15 protein-coding genes and 1 pseudogene are annotated in these 18,759 nt (G+C 36.9%); 3 read left to right on the forward strand and 13 right to left on the reverse strand.

What is annotated here, in order from left to right:
* Window positions 1–163: 163 nt before the first annotated feature.
* From acpS to RT261_RS16195, 3 genes are read right to left on the reverse strand one after another with little or no spacing between them, the layout of a single operon-like run.
* Window positions 164–532, reverse strand: coding sequence for a holo-ACP synthase (acpS, locus tag RT261_RS16185; RefSeq protein ID WP_313134056.1), 369 nt, complete (start codon window positions 530–532; stop codon window positions 164–166).
* Window positions 533–543: 11 nt separating this feature from the next.
* Window positions 544–1,158, reverse strand: coding sequence for a hypothetical protein (locus RT261_RS16190; protein WP_313134058.1), 615 nt, complete (start codon window positions 1,156–1,158; stop codon window positions 544–546).
* Between the two features lie 36 nt (window positions 1,159–1,194).
* A complete protein-coding gene (locus RT261_RS16195; RefSeq protein WP_313134059.1) occupies window positions 1,195–1,875 on the reverse strand; it encodes a redox-sensing transcriptional repressor Rex in 681 nt (226 codons plus the stop codon).
* A 234-nt stretch (window positions 1,876–2,109) separates the two neighbouring features.
* Between RT261_RS16195 and abc-f the strand changes: the two genes are divergently transcribed.
* Together abc-f and RT261_RS16205 are read left to right on the forward strand one after the other, a co-directional pair.
* The gene (gene abc-f, locus RT261_RS16200; RefSeq protein WP_313134109.1) at window positions 2,110–4,101 is read left to right on the forward strand and encodes a ribosomal protection-like ABC-F family protein; all 1,992 of its coding nucleotides are present in this window, start codon (window positions 2,110–2,112) and stop codon (window positions 4,099–4,101) included.
* Window positions 4,102–4,241: 140 nt separating this feature from the next.
* Window positions 4,242–4,874, forward strand: a complete 633-nt coding sequence (locus tag RT261_RS16205; protein ID WP_313134110.1) for an aspartate/glutamate racemase family protein — start codon at window positions 4,242–4,244, stop codon at window positions 4,872–4,874.
* Here the strand turns inward: RT261_RS16205 and RT261_RS16210 are convergent.
* From RT261_RS16210 to RT261_RS16240, 7 genes are all read right to left on the reverse strand, one after another.
* On the reverse strand, window positions 4,842–6,878 hold the full coding sequence (locus RT261_RS16210; protein ID WP_313134061.1) for a methyl-accepting chemotaxis protein: 2,037 nt from the start codon (window positions 6,876–6,878) through the stop codon (window positions 4,842–4,844). The two genes, RT261_RS16205 and RT261_RS16210, sit on opposite strands and share 33 nt — an antisense overlap.
* Window positions 6,879–7,231: 353 nt before the next feature.
* Window positions 7,232–8,521: a LysM peptidoglycan-binding domain-containing protein gene (locus RT261_RS16215; RefSeq protein WP_313134062.1), complete on the reverse strand. Its 1,290-nt coding sequence runs from the start codon at window positions 8,519–8,521 to the stop codon at window positions 7,232–7,234.
* Between the two features lie 336 nt (window positions 8,522–8,857).
* A complete protein-coding gene (locus tag RT261_RS16220) occupies window positions 8,858–9,112 on the reverse strand; it encodes a hypothetical protein (protein WP_313134064.1) in 255 nt (84 codons plus the stop codon).
* A 37-nt stretch (window positions 9,113–9,149) separates the two neighbouring features.
* Window positions 9,150–11,186, reverse strand: a complete 2,037-nt coding sequence (locus RT261_RS16225) for a glycoside hydrolase family 31 protein (RefSeq protein ID WP_313134065.1) — start codon at window positions 11,184–11,186, stop codon at window positions 9,150–9,152.
* Between the two features lie 81 nt (window positions 11,187–11,267).
* Complete coding sequence (locus RT261_RS16230) at window positions 11,268–12,911, reverse strand: extracellular solute-binding protein (protein WP_313134066.1); 1,644 nt, start codon at window positions 12,909–12,911, stop codon at window positions 11,268–11,270.
* A 35-nt stretch (window positions 12,912–12,946) separates the two neighbouring features.
* Window positions 12,947–13,855 carry a carbohydrate ABC transporter permease gene (locus tag RT261_RS16235; protein WP_313134067.1) on the reverse strand — a complete coding sequence of 303 codons (909 nt, stop codon included), beginning with the start codon at window positions 13,853–13,855 and terminating at the stop codon, window positions 12,947–12,949.
* Window positions 13,856–13,871: 16 nt separating this feature from the next.
* Window positions 13,872–14,825, reverse strand: a complete 954-nt coding sequence (locus RT261_RS16240) for an ABC transporter permease (protein ID WP_313134069.1) — start codon at window positions 14,823–14,825, stop codon at window positions 13,872–13,874.
* Window positions 14,826–15,214: 389 nt separating this feature from the next.
* On the opposite strand from RT261_RS16240, the gene RT261_RS16245 reads away from it, so the two are divergent.
* The gene (locus RT261_RS16245) at window positions 15,215–16,231 is read left to right on the forward strand and encodes a LacI family DNA-binding transcriptional regulator (protein WP_313134070.1); all 1,017 of its coding nucleotides are present in this window, start codon (window positions 15,215–15,217) and stop codon (window positions 16,229–16,231) included.
* A gap of 390 nt (window positions 16,232–16,621) precedes the next feature.
* On the opposite strand, the gene RT261_RS16250 is transcribed toward RT261_RS16245, so the two are convergent.
* The 3 genes and pseudogenes from RT261_RS16250 to RT261_RS16260 all read right to left on the reverse strand — a co-directional run.
* Entirely contained in the window at window positions 16,622–17,152 is a 531-nt protein-coding gene (locus RT261_RS16250) for a peptidoglycan-binding protein (protein WP_313134072.1), read from the reverse strand.
* Between the two features lie 350 nt (window positions 17,153–17,502).
* Window positions 17,503–18,327, reverse strand: a complete 825-nt coding sequence (locus tag RT261_RS16255; protein ID WP_313134073.1) for a carbohydrate ABC transporter permease — start codon at window positions 18,325–18,327, stop codon at window positions 17,503–17,505.
* Between the two features lie 228 nt (window positions 18,328–18,555).
* Window positions 18,556–18,759, reverse strand: a pseudogene (locus RT261_RS16260) (carbohydrate ABC transporter permease); the annotation flags it as partial.

Consider the following 18,759-nt stretch of genomic DNA (forward strand, 5'->3'; position numbering starts at 1 on the left):
AAGTTTTATCTTCATTCATTAAACATAAGGAAAGGACTGAACCCGATATTACAATCGGAATTCAGTCCTTTTTTACATGGTTCTATATAATAATCTATCTTTTTTATATTCCACTTATGATAATCTAACGATAGTTCAAATAGAACTCAAAATCCAATGAAGTTCAATTTGAAATACTTTCACCTACGGCAAATGCGCTTACATATTTATTAGTATTGGTTATAGAAACCCATATTCTATTCATCTTCATAGAACAAGCCATTTCTTTTGCATTTCCATACAGATTTACATATGGCTTTCCTAAAGGATCTCGTAAAACTTCTATTTCAATAGGAACAATTTTCCCAAAACCTGTTCCAAATACCTTGGCAACTGCTTCTTTTACTGCAAAGTTATCCGCGAACTTCTTAGGATCCGCTTTGCAAAGGTTTATTTCATTTCCTGTGAAATATTTTATTTGAAATGCCTCTTTTTCACATACTTTTACTACACGGTCTATCTCTATTAAATCTGTACCGATACCAACAATCATATGACTCCCATCTATTTATTGCCAGGCTTAAATGCATCGTCTAAAATCTCTGTCAAATCCGGTCCAAGTAAATCATGCATATAAGAATAGATTTGGCTATTCTCTGTTTCCATATCCTGCTTTTGTAAAATCTTTTCTTTCAGTTCATTGCGGACCTTTTCAATCCATTGACTGATTTCATTAATTTCCTTATTATTTTTTTCTAAAAGGTAATACCAGATCTTAGCACTTTCTATAATTAGTTTTTCATTGGTCTCTTTAATAAGATATGGAATGTTTGCCAGTTCTTCCTCCATATCCTCCATCTTCTCACTAATCTCTTTAATATATTTGGGGTTTTTATTTAAAACCTTATAACTTATATTCTTGGAAACCTCTTCACTGGTTTCCATGTTATCAAGGATTTCTTTCATAAGCTGTGACTTCAGGCCCTTTAGTTCTTTCATATCAGTAACTAACTTTCCCTGTCGTTTTAGCAATTCATTTAGTTGATATTCTATTTCTTTGATATGACTGGGTTTTTCATACTGCGGAAATAATTCATGCCATCTTTCATCTAATGTTAGAATAGGAATCTTTTTCCCTTTAAATACTTTGTGAAAATTAAGTCCTTCACGCAAACGCATTCCATACTTCCTTCCCTTTTGCCTACTTAATGTAATTTAATTGCCTTTGTCTTTATTATCGGCTTCTTTTTCAAAAGGTTTAGTATTATCTTCACTAGCTTTTAAATCATATGATAATCTCATCAAACTTTCTGCTAAATGTACATTTTCAACAATGACATCAGGGGGAAGATTTAAGTCAACCGGTGCAAAGTTCCATATTGCTTTAATTCCTAACCCTACTACTTCTTTTGCTACTTGCGGAGCCTTTAATCTTGGTAAGGTTAATACTGCAATATGAACCGGATTGCTTTTAACAAACTCCTCCAGTTTCTCTATCATCTGGATTTCAATTCCACGAATGGAGATTCCTTCTAATCTGGGGTTAATATCAAAAATTCCAGTAACATAGAAGCCACGTCTTTCAAAATCAGTATAATTTGATAAGGCCTGACCTAAGTTACCGGCACCAATGATAATAATATTATATTTTCTATCTAACCCAAGAATCTTACCGATCTCAGTATATAAATATTCTACATTATACCCATAACCCTGCTGCCCGAATCCACCAAAATTATTTAAATCCTGTCTGATTTGTGAAGCAGTTACTTTCATTCTTTCACTTAATTCTTTGGAAGAAATTCGAACCACGTCATTCTCTAGTAATTCACCCAAATATCTATAGTACCTTGGTAATCTTTTTATTACCGCTAATGAAATTTCCTTCTCTTGCACCGCCAGTTCCTCCTTAACCTGTGTAAATCTTATATCTATCCCACTTTACTAAATTATATTATATTGGATTGATATAAAATTGTCAAATTGAAAACACTTTCCCTTTTTAGATGTAGCTTTTTGTCGTCAAGTTGCTTTACGAAACATTTTTCATATGTTACAATATATCTTATGTCAGGTAATTCTTTATGTAAGAATACCTTGTTTTTAGTATAACAAAGAATGGGTGTAATTATGATATTAGCATGCAACAACATTAGTAAAAGTTTTGGAACCACTCAGGTTTTAGACAGTGTTTCTTTTCATATAAATGACCGTGAAAAAGCCGCTATTGTGGGCATAAATGGAGCCGGCAAGTCAACCCTGTTTAAAATTATTATGGGTGAATCCGCTGCCGATAGCGGAGAAGTCATATTTGCAAAAGGCTGTTCCGTGGGATACCTTGCCCAGCATCAGGCATTTTCATCGGAGAATACCATTTATGATGAAATCCTAACTGTAAAGCAGGATGTAATTGACCTGGATGATTCCATCCGTAAAATTGAACTGGAAATGAAAAATGTTACCGGAGATGAGTTGAATCAATTATTAAATACATATACCCGGCTAACACATGAATTTGAATTAAAAAATGGTTATTCCTATAAAAGTGAAGTGATTGGTGTATTAAAAGGTCTTGGTTTTACAGAAGAAGACTTTAGTAAAAAAGTTTCCACTCTGTCAGGGGGTCAAAAGACCAGAGTGGCACTTGGTAAATTATTATTAAGCACACCGGACTTGATTCTATTAGACGAACCCACCAATCATTTGGATATGGAGTCCATTGCTTGGTTGGAAAATTTCTTATTAAATTATAATGGCGCAGTTGTAGTCATTGCCCATGACCGTTACTTCCTGAATAAAGTGGTATCCAAAATCGTAGAAATAGAGAATACAAAAGCAACCACCTTCGAAGGGAACTATTCTGCCTATGCAGAGAAGAAGGCTTTCCAAAGGGAAACCCTTTTAAAGCATTACCTAAATCAGCAAAGAGAAATTAAACATCAAGAAGAAGTTATTACCAAATTAAGATCCTTTAATCGTGAGAAATCCATACGTAGAGCGGAAAGCCGAGAAAAAATGCTGGACAAAATTGAACGTATAGATAAGCCAATACTTCAGGAATCCCAGATGTCTATTCGCCTTGAACCACGGGTTATTAGCGGAAATGATGTATTAACGGTAGAGGATTTAAGTAAATCCTTTGATACCCTTACTTTATTCGAACATATTAACTTTGAAGTCAAACGTGGTGAAAGGGTTGCTATTATCGGTAATAACGGTACTGGAAAGACAACCATATTAAAAATAATCAATCGTCTTCTTGGGCCAGATGCCGGTGAAATTAAATTAGGCGCCAAAGTAAGAATCGGTTACTACGACCAGGAACATAATGTATTAGATTCCGATAAGACCTTATTCGATGAATTGCAGGATACCTATCCCCATATGGATAACACCTCCATTCGTAATGTGTTAGCTGCTTTCCTATTCACCAATGACGATGTGTTCAAGCGTATTAAGGATTTAAGCGGCGGAGAGCGGGGGCGTGTATCTCTTGCAAAACTTATGCTATCGGAAGCCAATTTCCTAATCCTGGACGAGCCCACTAACCATCTGGATATTATGTCAAAAGAAATACTTGAGAATGCTCTTAACAGTTATACCGGCACTGTTTTATATGTGTCCCATGACCGTTATTTCATTAATAAAACAGCTACAAGAATTTTAGACTTAACAAAACAAAACTTGTTAAACTATATCGGGAATTACGATTATTATTTGGAGAAAAAAGAGGAAGTTGAAAGAGCACAACTTGGTAATTTCAATTCTTCCTTAAATAGTACTATAACAAACAATATCCGTGGCATTGATTTAATACAGGGCAATCTGACGAGTGCAAAGGCATCTGCTGCTCCCCCAGCTGCAGAAGAATCTGAAGGCAAATTAGACTGGAAGCAGCAAAAGGAAGAACAAGCTAGAATTCGTAAACGTCAAAATGAATTAAAGAAAACCGAAGATGAAATTCATCAGTTAGAGACACGAAATGAAGAAATTGATGTGCTTCTTACCAAGGAAGAAGTTTATACTAATGTATCAAAATTGATGGAATTGAATAAGGAAAAGAAAGAACTTGAAAACAGGCTGGAAGAATTGCTGGTTCTATGGGAAGAACTGGCGGATTAAAGTTAATGATAAAGGAACTGGAGCGTAAAATCACCTCCAGTTCTTTATTCTATATGATCATAAGCTTTAATTAAATGTTATCCGGTGGAAGGTTATATATATTATAATTGTAAACTATACAAATGATTGGAGGAAGTATGATGAAAACAATAGGCCTAATTGGTGGAATGAGCTGGGAAAGCACCACTACTTATTATCAGATAATAAATACGGTTATCAAAGAGAAACTTGGAGGGTTACACTCTGCAAAATGTTTGTTATACAGTGTAGACTTTGCAGAAATAGGGGAATGTCAAGCAAAAGATGATTGGGATAAAAGCGGCAGGATTCTAGCCGAAGCAGGAAAAAGTTTAGCAAAAGCCGGTGCAGATTTTATTATTATATGTACAAATACTATGCACAAGGTAATCGACCAGATTCAAGTCGAGGTTCACATTCCCATTTTACATATCGCAGAAGTAACAGCAGATGAACTGATTAAACAGAATATTCATAAGGCTGCTTTGCTGGGCACTAAATATACAGTGGAGCAGGACTTTTACAAATCCAAGTTAATTACCAAAGGTATAGAGGTTTTAATAAATAAGCAGGGGCTGCTGCAAAATGATTGTTTCGGATATGAATCACAATATTATCCTATTCTCTTTTGCAGCAGCCTCTTATTTAGAATTAATCTCTGGCTACATCCTCAATATAAAGAAACTAACTTCACCAAATCCTTGAAAAACTCCAGTCTCTCTTTAAAATTTAAATTGATTAATTTGTTTTACTAGATCTTGTGAGAGTTCTTTTAAATTTTCAGAATATTCTACAAATGTAGTAGTCGTTGCTGTTACCTCTTCGGTAGAAGCCGAAACTTCTTCAGTGCTTGCACTGATTTCTTCAGAAACAGAGGATATATTCTGTGTATGGTCTACTATGCTATCTTTTTGACGATTGATTTTCATTGTAGATGCTTCAATTTCCTGAACTCTATCATTTAAATTACCTAGAGAACTAAGAATTTCATCAAAAATATTTTTTGTAGATCCAACGGATAAAATCTGCTCCTCGACTACCTGTCTTGTATCATTCATTGCTGAAACCGCTTCATTGGTTTTATTGTTCATATTGGATATTAGATTACTAATATTTTGTGTTGCTTTGGAAGATTGCTCTGCCAGTATTCTTATTTCATCTGCAACAACGGAAAAACCTCTGCCAGCCTCCCCTGCTCTTGCAGCCTCAATGGCAGCATTTAATGCCAGAAGATTTGTTTGGGAAGCAATTTGATTTATGGTATCGGTAATTATATTAATTTCCTCAGCAGATTCTTTCATATGAAAGATGATTTCATTTACCTTATTAGAGGATTGACCTGTTCTTTCCGTTTTATCAACAAGAATCTTAACCTGTTCCAGTCCTTGGTTTCCTAGCTCTTTCGTACTATTTGATAAATTACCTACTTCTACCGTGGAATTTGTAACAGCTTCCAGTAAATTGGCCAGTTCACCAATATTTTGTGAATTGCTGTCAATATCTACAGCTTGCTCCTGACTACCCTTTGCTACTTCTTGTACAGTGGCTGCAATTTCATTTATCGCATTACTTGTTTCTTTTGTCATCTGGAAGATGGATTCGGAGGTTTCATCCATAATAAGTGAAGAATCTTTTACTTTTTTCATTAATTCACTTATCTTTTTCATCATAAAATTAAAGTTATTTGCTAATTCTCCAAATTCATCTTTAGAAGTAATGATAATGTTAGCAGTTAAATCTCCATCTGATGCCTTACTGAATCCATTTTCTAATTTTTTCACATTTTTAGAAATATATTTGCTTATAGCAAAAGAAATCATTATTGTAAGAATAATGATAGCTAGTCCTATTGATATGGTACTATACTTAACATCTCTTAAATTGGTCAGCAATTCGTCTTCCGGTAAAGATGCAATGCTTTTCCATCCTGTTATATTGTTTGTCTGGAATACGCCAAAATATCTCTCCCCATCTTCTATGTAATCTGCAAAACCTTTTTCCTTTGTTGAAATATCCTCCCATATACTAAGTTTTGTAATTGTATCCGTTCCTATAAAAGCAGTATCCGGATGACTTATTACAGTACCACTGGGATGAACCAGAAAAACATGTCCATTATTTCCTATATGAAAATTGGCCAGAGTTTCTGAAAATTGACCCAGATTGATATCTATACCAAAAATACCAATAATATTATCATTATCAACAACTGCTTTTGAAACAGTTATTGTCATATCTTTAGTTGATTGATCAATATATGGTTCTGACCATACTGCCTTGCCCTTATTTTCTGCAGCAGCAGTATACCATTGTCTGGTTGTTGGATCAAATCCGGACAAGTCTTCCACAGGAAAAGTAATTGTTCTTTTATCCGGTGTAGAAAAGTATACAGACAAAATATCTGAATCTTGTTCTTTTACCTGTTCCAATGATTCTAATAGATTGTCTTCTGGATTTATCTCCTGGGTTGCAAAATTGGTTTTATATGATATTGCTCTTGCTACTGGAAGGCTTGCAAGAATACCTGCTTGTCTTTCCAGCCCAATAAAATAATTACTCACTATCTTGTCCACTTGTTCAATGGATTGAGTGCTTGTAATTTTTAATTCCTCGTACAACATGTTATAAGAATTTATGTAATTAGCTATCCCCACTGCTCCTACGGATAAAATAGACATACAAGATAGAATTACCATAAGTTTTGTACGAATGGATTTTAATCCAAACTTGTTTTTTAAAGGTTTCTTTTTCATTGGCATAGTATTCCTCCTTAGTTTTATGCCGGCTACATTAAGCCCAAGGCAATATTGCATAATTATAAAAATAATTATAAAAATTTTGAACTGCTGTAAAGCAATAAATCTAGAGTAGCTCTTTTACCATGTAACTAAATATTCATTACTGTTTAATAATAATGAGATTATATATGGAAATTTTTATTTTTTCAATAAAAAAATTCATTATATATTAATTTAAGTGCCATAAACCTTCTAAAACAAGAGCTGAAACCATATTTACATTTTATTTTGAAAAATGCAACATTCGGTATTAATCCCCCCTCGTAAGTTTTATGGCACTTAAATATAGTCTATAAAAGCTGTATTAAAAATCCTTATTTTTCCAATAACTCTATTTTATTAATGTTGTACTTCGCGTTAATTATTAACCACATTTGTGCAAAAAAGCTCATGATATTCCAGGCTGCCATACCACTAAATTTGTATTCATCCATTAAATTAAGCATGCCCTCAATACCCCTGGCATCTTTAAATAATACCATGTATTCATATATATTTACAAAATGGAAAAAAGAGGTTTGGGAGACTTCATCATATTGAATCGTTGCACCTACCTCTGCTGCCAGCTCTACCGCATTCTCGTGGCTGATAGCGTTAGCCATCGTTTCACCCTCAATATAAGGAAGCTGCCATATATATCCTATAACTGGTATTCCCATGGTAATTTTATTATTAGGAATTTGAGCAGCTGCATAGTCTATTAACTTTCTTACTGTGACAAATGGCAGAATACCGATTGGCAATCCATAAGAAAATCCCCATGCATAGGATAGTAGAACAACACCATTTGCTGCTTCTCCAAGGCCTTTATAATCGACACCCTGATAAAGGATTCCTGTTTCTACTTCAAAGGAACTAGGTGTGATGGTTATATACACTTGATATCCTTTTTCATTTAACTCCCTGGTTATTCGTTTTATAAAATCTACAAAACGTTCTCTGTTAGAAGGATGAATGTATTGAAAGTCAATATTTAATCCATAATAACCCTTTGAGTCCATCATAAAAAGAATATTATTAATTAGGTTTTCCTGTATTTCTTCATCATTCAATATACTTTGTTCAATTGATAGTTGTTGTCCTCCTCGATCTGATACGGTGGAGATTAACATTATAGGTGCTACACCATAGGCTTTTGCTATTTCTATTACTTCCCTATCATTTATATCAATTAATTCACCTTGTGAAGTTATTCTATAATTAAAGATTGTTAAATATGTTAGAAAAGGCAGTGTCTTTCTTAATATATCTCTATTGATAAAAGGATAAGCATACCCATTGGTTGATATATCGCCTATCTTCTGATCTTTATATCGAATTACTAATTCCTCTCCCGGGTATATATATTCTCTATCTGAAAGGAAAAAATTATTACGCAATAATTCCATTAAAGAAATCCCATGTGTTGCAGCTATTCCTTCCAGTGTATCCCCCTCTTCAACCGTATAGGTTACTTCCGGATAAAGAATCACTAAAGCATCCCCTACTACTAAGTCGTAAGGTCTTCTTAATTCATTTTCCTGAATTAACCTCGTTGCTGATATACCATATTTAGCTGCAATGGAATTCACGGTATCTCCAGATTGTACAACATGTATAATCATATATGACCTCGAATGATTGATTTATTTATAATAATTATATGTTGGCTTGTAACAATGATAGACTACAATCTGAAATAAAGATTAGTTATTAATAAAGAAAGTTCATTGTTTTTTCTAATCATTTTGCACTAAATTCAACAATTTAAAATACAAAGGCTATTTTGTGTTATAATTTATGACAGAGGAATACCCTATGCTATTGGCCGATTGAGATATCAATTACAAATTACTAATAAAATACTTTTTCTAGTTATTATTATCTTGGCTATAATTGCTGCTATACTTGCTATAACCACAATATTAAGTTTTATTACTTATTTTATCATAAAAATGAAATTATAATAAAAAAATTTCATAAACAAGGGAGCTCTCGCATAACCGACTACCCGTCGGCCTTGCAACAGCTCCCTTGTTTATTTGGTTCTCGGAATAGCAGCTCTCCTCAAACTCCATACTGCTTACGTCATCCTCATACATTACCTGTTCTCCGTTTGCTCCAGCAAACACGCACCAGCTACATATCTCTAGGATTATCACTCCGTTGTCAATAGAAACCTTCTCAGTCGGCAGGATCGCTCCCGCTTTTCCCAATGCTGGAATAATTCACACTATTCCTCCGTTTTCTTTCTTATTTCTCTATAATTTTTATGTCTAGTCTGCCTGCCATCTGTTTTACCTGATAGGAGCCATTTCCCCACTGGATAAATACTTCATTCTCCTCTTCATCCTGAAAATGATACTCTCCCTCCAGACCAGTTATATAAAAGCAAAGGTTCTTATAACCCCTTGTTTTGCTGCCGACATCCGAACCAAGCTGAAGGGTATCGTTGAGATTTAATGCAATACATCCCCCTTCACGGATAAAAGCAGGAATACGATTCTTTCCGCTTTTGATTCTATAATAAGATCCTCCCTCTAATCGAAGAGATGCATCCTCTCTTTTCTGTATCCGTCCTTCCTCTGCTGATGCATGGTCCTTTTCTTCTAATAATTCTGCCTCCATGGGCCACAACCCGATCCAGTGTCCCTCTGGAAGATAAAGTTCTCTTTCCATCCTGCCTTCCTCTAAAATCGGAGCGACCAGGATGTCACCAAGCATATAGCAGTCTTCGATATTATGCACCCGTTCATCCTCCGGATATTCAAGTATCAGATGCTTCATCAGAGGAAGTCCGGTCATCGTAGAATCGAAAGCCAGATTATACAGATAAGGCAAAAGGTTCATTCTTAAATTATAATGAAAACGTAGTCGGTCTAAGACTTCTTCCTCCCCGTACAACAGACTCATATTCCAAGGACTTCGGTCATTGACTCCCTGCTTTGTCGAGAGGATATCGCTATATTGGCCTCCTACCGGCTCGGAATGCCATTGCATAACCGGTGCAAATACCGCCATTTGCGTAGCACGCTCGTACAATTCAAGACTTGGCATCGGACCCGCAAATCCTGCAATATCAAAACTCCAGAAGGGTACTCCGCTCAAGCCGATGCTTAAACCTGCAGAAAGTATATGCTGAAATTCCTCCCAGGTCGACATCTGATCCCCTGCCCATTGGATTGGGTACTTCTGCTGCCCCTTATATCCGGCTCTGCTGAATAAAACCCGGTCTTTTCCGACAAAGCGGCTATAGGCTTTTACATAGCTTGCTGCATATCCGTTTCTCATTTCTAACCCGGTACAGCCGTTTGCCGCGACAACATCATCACTTAATATAAATTCTCCGCCATCGGTTTTAAATCCGTCAACTCCCATCGTAAGGAGATATTTTCTTTTCGCAAACCACCAGTCCTCCGCCTCCGGATTGGTAAAATCCAAGAGAAGGGATCCAGCGAACCAATGGTCCTCCGGTATGGTATAGGGGGTACCGTCTGCATTTAAAATACAGAACTTGTTTTGGATGGCATAATCCCGGTCCTGCTCTAATACTCCATGCCTCTCATCCTTTTCCATTCGCTTAAGGACTGGTATCTGCCAAAGGATTACATGCACGTCATTTTCCGACAATAATTTTATAAGTCCTTCCGGATCCTCCCACTCTCCATTCTCGTTAAAACGATAAAAAGTGGCTTCATCGCTCCATGCTTCGATTACCATAACGCTGTGGGGCATTTTATATTTCTTCATACAATCCAATTGCCTTTTTATTTCTTTCTCCGTACTCCAGCGATTGGCTGACATCCATGGGCCAAAACTCCACTTCGGTATCATCGTCGGTTTTCCGGATACTTCCGAAAAAGCGGTAAGAATCGCTTTGGGCTCTCCGTGAAAAAAATAAATTACAGGCAGTTGTCCTTTGCTGTCTCTCGTTATCTTAATTTCAATCGTATCACCAAATTTATATTCCGTTACGGTAAAGGTATCAATAAACACGCCCAACTTGTTATCCGTAAAGAAGAACGGAATCGGACAATAGCTGATATTTCCCTGATTACAAAACTGCTCGATAACCTCTGCTCTCACCGTAGAATTCTTCTGATTGATCCGGTCAAATCTTTCTCCCAATCCATACACAGCCCCGTAGCTATGGGCTAAAACAACGGTACAGGAATTCTCATCTTCCGTTATCGTGACATTTCTAATCGATAAACAATCCTTTTGAATATATATTTTTGAAGCTGCGATTGCAAGCTCTTCGTTTAAATTAAATTCATATACCTTTGCCATAAAACCTCCAATTATGAAATGGGAACCGAAAAATGAATTCTAATGATCTAGATTATTTATTATTCGGTTCCCATTGTATGATTAATTATTATTGATATATCGCTCATAGGCAGTGGTGTAAATCTCCATCAGCCGTTCAAGCCCCATAGTATTTAACTGTTCTACATATTCCTCCCAGCCCTCATCAATACCGCCTTCCGTAATCCAAAGTGCACGGGTGCTCTCTACGTACTTATCGATATCCGTTGTTAAAGCAGGACGTTCTTCGTTCTCTTCGTTTGTAAACATAACATTCGGATAAGGGATGGTCACGGTACTTTCTGCGATTTTACTCAGCTCTGCCTTTAATCCGTCACCGCTTACAGGAGACAGCTTAATTTTCTTCTCGAATTCCTTGTCGATATACTTCGGTCCGAAATCACGTAAGCTGGAATCCCAGTACCAGGCATCCGCACTCGTGCCTTCCGGGGGATCATTCAATGTATAGGTACTATCCTCATGCTTTGTGATTACCGTTCCAATGCCTCCCCAGAAATTCTGAATACTTGCCTCTCCGGTATAGAATTCATCAATCCATCTTGCAGCAGCTTCCGGATTCTTACAGAATTTCGTAATCATCACTTCATTACGCATGATACTTGATACTCCGTTGGGATCTCCCCCAGTGTATTGCTTTCCATCATACCCTTTAATGGGCGCGATTACTTCATACTCCGGGGACCATTTTCCAAAGTTAGAATCCGGCGTCCACGCATATTCTAGGCCAACTCTTGCCACATTTGGATCCTGGCGCTTTGCCGACAGCATGGAATCATCCTGTGTGAAAGTTTCCGGATCAATAATTCCTTCGGAATATAATTTATGAAGCCATTTGATACCTTCCTTGTATGCCTCAGAGGTTGGGTAATAGGTAAGTGTTTTATCCTCATTTACCATGATCTTATACCCGTTAATGTCCGTAATGCCAAACGGATTCAGAAAATCCATGGAAATCCCTTTTGCACCAGTGATCGGGATCTCATCTTTTGGATCCCCGTTGCCATTCGCATCCTGCTCTTTAAAGGCCTTCAATACGGTATACAACTCATCAATCGTGGTAGGGACTTCCAGACCCAGGTTATCCAGCCATACCTTGTTGATAATCGGCTGATTGCAGGAAATCGGACGCAGGGGCAGGTTCTTACCCATGGAATACATTTTCCCGTCGGGGAAGGTTGTGATCTTTCTAAGATCCGGTATTTCTTCCATTGCCTTGTAGTAATTCGGCATATAATTTTCAATCAGATCATCCAGCGGTAAAAACAGATCCAGGTTACTCATGATATCGGAATCATTAAAGGTCTGAAATCCCATAACGATATCCGGCAGTTCACCGCCGGCAAGCATAATACCCTTTTGCTCGCCCCAATCGTTTAAAGATTGTACCTGCCATATAATCTTAACATTTGACTTTTCTTCCAGTTCCTTAAGAAATTCATTGTTTGTAAAGCTGTCTCCCATGTTGCCCCAGCGGGTTGTCAATACTGTCAGGGTTATGGGTTCTTTTACGATGGGCATTCCGGTGGCATTAAGGTTACTCTCTCCTTCTGCTGTCTTTGCAGAATCCAGATTCGTACTGGTGGTATCCTGCTTTTCCTTAGCGCATCCGGCTAAGGAAAGGGTCATTACGAATACCAGCAGCAAACTTGTGATTTTTTTCAGACTTGCTTTCATTTCTTTTTTCATAATCATCCTCCTTCATTATATGTAATCATTGACGCCTAACCTTTGACGGCACCAATCATAACACCTTTGTTAAAATATTTCTGAACGAATGGATAAAAACACATAATCGGAACGGTAGAAACAATAATCACTGAATACCGCATTAGATTCGACAACCGGAGTGCGATCTGCATTGCTTCCCCGCTTCCAAAGGACATCTGCAGGTTATTCGTAATTAATATATTTCTTAGTATCAACTGCAGCGGATACCTGGAAGCATCCTTCAAATAGATCAAAGCATTAAAATAGGAGTTCCACATACCTACCGCTGTCCACAGCGCAATCACCGATATAATTGCTTTTGATAGTGGCAGCACGATTTTAAAAAAGTACCCTAAATTCCCGCAGCCATCAATCTTAGCCGCATCATTTAAATCCGTAGGTATATTATTTTGAAAAAAGGTTCTCGCTACGATAATGTTATAAACCGAAACGGAAAACGGAAGCACCATGACCGCAAAGGTATTGTACAGGTTAAAATCCTTGATTGTTAAAAAGGTGGGGATCAACCCTCCGTTAAAAAACATGGTAAAGATAAACAAAAAGTTAAAGAACTTTCTTCCAACCAGGTCTTTTCTGGACAGGGCATAGGCTGCAAATAAATTGACAATTAAGCCAATCAACGTTCCAACGACAGTATAAAGGATGGTATTAGCATAGCCGGTCCAGATTTCACTGTGCCGGAACAACTCCTTATAGCCATCTAAGGTAAATTCTTTTGGAAGCAGCCACACCTTACCACCGGCAACTGCAGACGGATCACTGAAAGAGGCAATCACTACAAAATAAAGCGGATACAGAACAATGACCAAAACAATCGCTGCCATTACATATAGAATCAACTGAAAGATTCTATCGGAAAGGCTGCTTTTTATCTTACTTTCCTTTTTTCTATTCTCAGACATGTATATCTCCTCCTTTCTACCATAAGCTATTCTTACTTATTTTCTTTGAGATTTTATTGACGGATATCAAAAGAATAAAGTTAACTATGGTACTGAACAGGTTGATGGCTGCTGAATAGCTGTACTGTGTATTAATTACCCCGATCTTGTATACATAGGTAGATATCACCTCACTGCTTACCAGGTTAAGATCGTTCTGCATCAGATAAACCTTCTCAAATCCCAGGCTTAATAAGCCGCCCATTCGCAGGATCAGCATAATCACTGCCGTAGGAATAAGCATTGGGATATCGATATATTTTATCTTTTGCATTTTCGTTGCACCGTCTACGGTTGCCGCCTCATAGAGGCTGGGATCAATTCCGGAAAGTGCAGCTATGTATATAATGCTGTCCCATCCTGCATGCTGCCAGACATCGCTCCATACATACAGATGCTTAAAGGCTCCCGCTTTCCCCATTAGATTCGGTGCTTCTACACCAATCACGTCACAGATTGCTCCAAACACACCGCTTCCCGGGGATAACAGCAGTGTAATCAACCCTACCATTACGACTGTCGATATAAAATGTGGCATATAGGTTACTGTTTGGAAAATCTTTCGAAACCTTTTGTTTTTCATCTGATTTATGCTTAGCGCAAGGATAATCGGAATTGGAAATACAAGCATACTGTAGATTGTGATGGTCAAGGTATTCTTAATCGTATTTACAAATTGATACGAATTGAAAAACTTCTTAAAATGCTTATACCATGGTGTCGACCATGCACTGCCCCATATCCCGCTGGCCGGACGATATTCCTTAAACGCAATCAATACGCCGTACATTGGCCGGTAAGTAAAACAGATCAGAAGAATTACCGCCGGCAGCAGCAAAAGGTACAAACCCCAATTTCTGCGAATTCGGAGCCACAAGTTTTTTGTATTGCATTTCTGTTGTTTGGAAGCCTTCATTTGCTTTTCCCTCATTTCTTAATTTATCTCGTTATTGTTTCCCTAAAAAGCATTTTACTGTTATCGTTAACACAATAATATTAACATTTGTCGGCAAGTATGTCAATAGAAAATATAGAATTTTATCTATTATCCCTCGCTTTATTTGCTTAAAACTATACCAAATGCACAACACAAATTGCTTGTTTATTTTATCATATTGATTTATGGTTGTTACCGTTATCATTTTATTCGAAAAATTATCTATAAATTAACTAAAATTAAGAAATTTTAAAGAATTTGCGGAAGGCTGCCACATATTTTCACCAATTTATATTGCATTATCCTCTTTGATTAGCTATAATAAGTTTATTATAATGAGGCGATACTGTTATCGTTATCAAAAGAAGGAGTGTATATGGTACATGGTAACATTAAAAGATATTGCAAAAGAGGCAGGGGTAAGTGTAATGACGGTATCCCGCGTTGTGAATAAGCGATATTCCGAAGTATCGGATGAGAATATAGCGAAGATACAATCCATTATTGAAAGGCTTGGTTATGTTCCGAATTCATCAGCACGGAGTCTATCCTCCAAATCCTCTAAAATCATCTCCATCATCATACAAGGTTCAGACAATGTACTTGAATCACCTTACAATGCTACGATGCTGGGGTATATCATACAGCTCGTTCAGGAGTATGGTTATAATGCTATGGTGCATTTTATAAATGAATATTCCGATGTTACCAGACACCTCCAGTCCTGGAACGCGGAGGGTGCCCTGTTTCTTGGAACCTTTGATAAAAACATTCAGCAGATCCAGGCGGATAATAAAATTCCATTGGTATTTACAGACAGCTATAGCAGTATACGTCAATTGATCAATATCGGAATCGATGATTATAAGGGCGGCGCATTGGCTGCCAGGCATTTTATCGAGAACGGGCATCGGGATTTTGCCTTTATTACACCACATACCAGTGTCAGTCAGCTAATCAGACAACGGCTAGAGGGGTTTAAAGATACCATAGAAGCAGCTGGTTTAAACCTGGCTCCGGAACACATCTTAGAGCCGCTGAATATGGAGGAAACCGTAACCGAACTCTGCTCTTTTGAAAAACCCGTCAGTGCCATCTTTATCGCCGCTGATAACAGTGCCATCGAGCTGATGGACATATTAAAACGCAGAGGCTACCAGATCCCAGAGGATTTTTCCATTATCGGCTTTGATAATCTTCCGATATCCCAATATGTGTCCCCAAGGCTGACCACGATTTCGCAGGATATTAATCAGAAAGCACAATTTGCATTGGATGCTTTATTCCAGCATTTAAAAAATCCCTCCTTACCGACCCAGAATATTGTACTGGACGTTGAACTTATAAAGCGGGAATCCGTGCTGGATAAGAGAAGTTCAATAAATTCCGTAAATTCATAAAGTAATTCGTTGATTTGCATGACTATTTTCGTCTTGAGATTTATTATTGGAATAGAATCCGCTATAACAGATTTCAAAATGCTTAAGCATCTGACTCTGTACAAGGTCTTATGAATGGACGAAGCCTGTACAGAGTACTCTACTATTTAGGAAATTCGTTTCCATTCACATGGATTTATACTCTATCGGATAGATTTATATTGTTCATATTATTGTCGGCTTTATGAATGTACTTCCATCTCCGGCAGGTTCCATCCTTACCGTTTATTATTGCTGGTCTAAGATTATTAAAATTGATCTTTATAAAAAAATCACCTTTAAAACTTACATTATAAAAGTGATTTTTCTTCAAATCTGAAGTCTAAAATATTTCGAATTATTAATATGTACCTAATCTATACCCAATGATTTTTTTACTTCTTTACCAATAACACCATCTACCGTTAAATCATAATCTTCCTGGTATTCCTTTAAAGCTTTCTTTGTCTTTTTCCCCATAATTCCATCCGGAGTTCCACAATCATAGCCTAATTCATTTAATTTCTTTTGAACTTTCTTTATTACAGACTTACTGGCACTATTGTTTGATTTGCTTTTCGTAGATGTTGTGGTTTTTCCAGAAGTTGTAGACGTACTGGAAGTTGTGGTCTTACTGGAGGTCGTCATCTTACTGGAGGTCGTTGTATACGGACACTCTCCATTGCTATGTAAATGAGCGGGATATCCTCCACAATGATAGTGGTATGAACCTAGTCCACTTTTATTCTTATTATCCTTATGCCCACCATTTGAATCCGTTCTTCCGGAATGGGCCTCAGATGTGACAGATACTATTGATGTACTAAACACCATATCAACAGTATTAAACAAAAGAGTTGATGCTAATAAACAAATCATAATTTTTTTAAATAATTTACTCATACAGTTCCCTCTTTCTTTTATTTTAGTTATATTAAATAAAATGTAATCCATTTTATTTCTCTAAAAGTTTTTCTGTAAATACTTCTTTACAATTAGCCATCTCAGAAGTCTCACATTACTTAAAAAGTATATCTATAATTGTAACACTTTGGAAGCTTAAAAGCAATGGAGATTCCAATATATTCAAAAAGGAACCTGATTACTTATCAAGTTCCTTTCCACTAATCTATTCTTATTACATGTTTTATAATTTTATCTCTACTTAACAAATAGTGCATTTAATCCACGAATGTAAAAGGTGATTTTTTAAGATTAAGGATAAAATTTCTCATAAATACAATATTTTCTCATCAACCTTTTACCGCCCCCATTACTAAACTCTCCTGCACTTGATTACTTAAGAAGAAATAAACAATGATTGTGGGCAAAGTTGCAATTACCATAGCCGCCCCAATTAGCCCCCAATCCGTAGAATATTGACCGGAGAAGGACATAATACCAACCGGTAAAGTTCTAAAGTCCGAGCTGTCCACCAATGTATTGGCAAACATGAGCTCATTCCAGGAACCAAGGAAAGTAAAAATGGAAGCAGTTGCCAAAGCAGGTTTTATAATTGGCAGTATGATGGTTCCGAAACAACGAATTACCCCACAGCCGTCAATATATGCTGCTTCCTCCATCTCTTTAGGTATTCCTTTGTAAAAGCTTACCAGAATCATTAAACTCATGGGAATTGCAAATGATATGTAAGGAATTAACAATCCAATGTATCCACCTTTTAGTCCAAGTTTATCCAGAACCTGAAATAAAGGAAGAAGGGCTGCCTGAGTTGGTATCATTATTCCCAAAGCAAAGAAACCAAATACAAAATTATTTAATTTCCACTTCATTCTTGCTATTGCATATCCTGCCATAGCTGTAATAATGCCTGTTACAGCTACCGTTGTTCCGGAATAAAATACGGAATTAAGAAAATATCTAAGTACTCCTCCATCGGATAAAGCTGTTGCATAATTAATCCATCTCCAATCCTTGGGAAGTCCAAGGACATTTTCCCCAAAGATTTCTATATTGCTTTTTAAAGAAAATGTAATTAGCCAGTATAGCGGGAATAATTGTGCAATTGCAATTAATATTAAAATAATAAATAGTATTCTTTTTTTGACTTTTTTCATACTAATCCTCCATGCTTTCAATGCCTGCGAACTTGAGCACAAGAACAATATTGGCAAAACAAATTGTTTCACAATTCGTTACTTCCATTGCATGCCATAAATAGGGTGAAAATTATGTATTCTCAATAATTTACACTAGCTCCCACCGCATGCCTCGTCTGCTTGCAGATGAGGAATTACCACAAATCAGTGCGGGAATTATGCTCTTCAATAATTCACACTACCTTCCTATATCACGGAAGCATTCTCTTCTGCCCTCTTAAACATCCGGCTTATAACAAAACTAAATACCAGACATTCAATAACAATGAAGAAAGCTTGTGCACTACCATAACCATAAAGCCCCCGCCGGAATAAACTGCTGTACATCAAAGTGCCGGGAACTTCACTTGCATGATTGGGGCCACCCCCTGTCATAACGTAGATTAAATC

Origin of the sequence: Anaerocolumna sp. (genome assembly GCF_032079385.1) — a bacterium.
Lineage (GTDB): Bacteria > Bacillota > Clostridia > Lachnospirales > Lachnospiraceae > Anaerocolumna.

Bases quoted from the DNA above. Each gene is read 5' to 3' on its own strand.
- acpS (WP_313134056.1), bottom strand. From the start codon at position 532: ATGATTGTTGGTATCGGTACAGATTTAATAGAGATAGACCGTGTAGTA.
- RT261_RS16190 (WP_313134058.1), bottom strand. From the start codon at position 1,158: ATGCGTTTGCGTGAAGGACTTAATTTTCACAAAGTATTTAAAGGGAAA.
- abc-f (WP_313134109.1), top strand. From the start codon at position 2,110: ATGATATTAGCATGCAACAACATTAGTAAAAGTTTTGGAACCACTCAG.
- RT261_RS16205 (WP_313134110.1), top strand. From the start codon at position 4,242: ATGAAAACAATAGGCCTAATTGGTGGAATGAGCTGGGAAAGCACCACT.
- RT261_RS16210 (WP_313134061.1), bottom strand. From the start codon at position 6,878: ATGCCAATGAAAAAGAAACCTTTAAAAAACAAGTTTGGATTAAAATCC.
- RT261_RS16215 (WP_313134062.1), bottom strand. From the start codon at position 8,521: ATGATTATACATGTTGTACAATCTGGAGATACCGTGAATTCCATTGCA.
- RT261_RS16225 (WP_313134065.1), bottom strand. From the start codon at position 11,186: ATGGCAAAGGTATATGAATTTAATTTAAACGAAGAGCTTGCAATCGCA.
- RT261_RS16230 (WP_313134066.1), bottom strand. From the start codon at position 12,911: ATGAAAAAAGAAATGAAAGCAAGTCTGAAAAAAATCACAAGTTTGCTG.
- RT261_RS16235 (WP_313134067.1), bottom strand. From the start codon at position 13,855: ATGTCTGAGAATAGAAAAAAGGAAAGTAAGATAAAAAGCAGCCTTTCC.
- RT261_RS16240 (WP_313134069.1), bottom strand. From the start codon at position 14,825: ATGAGGGAAAAGCAAATGAAGGCTTCCAAACAACAGAAATGCAATACA.
- RT261_RS16245 (WP_313134070.1), top strand. From the start codon at position 15,215: ATGGTAACATTAAAAGATATTGCAAAAGAGGCAGGGGTAAGTGTAATG.
- RT261_RS16250 (WP_313134072.1), bottom strand. From the start codon at position 17,152: ATGAGTAAATTATTTAAAAAAATTATGATTTGTTTATTAGCATCAACT.
- RT261_RS16255 (WP_313134073.1), bottom strand. From the start codon at position 18,327: ATGAAAAAAGTCAAAAAAAGAATACTATTTATTATTTTAATATTAATT.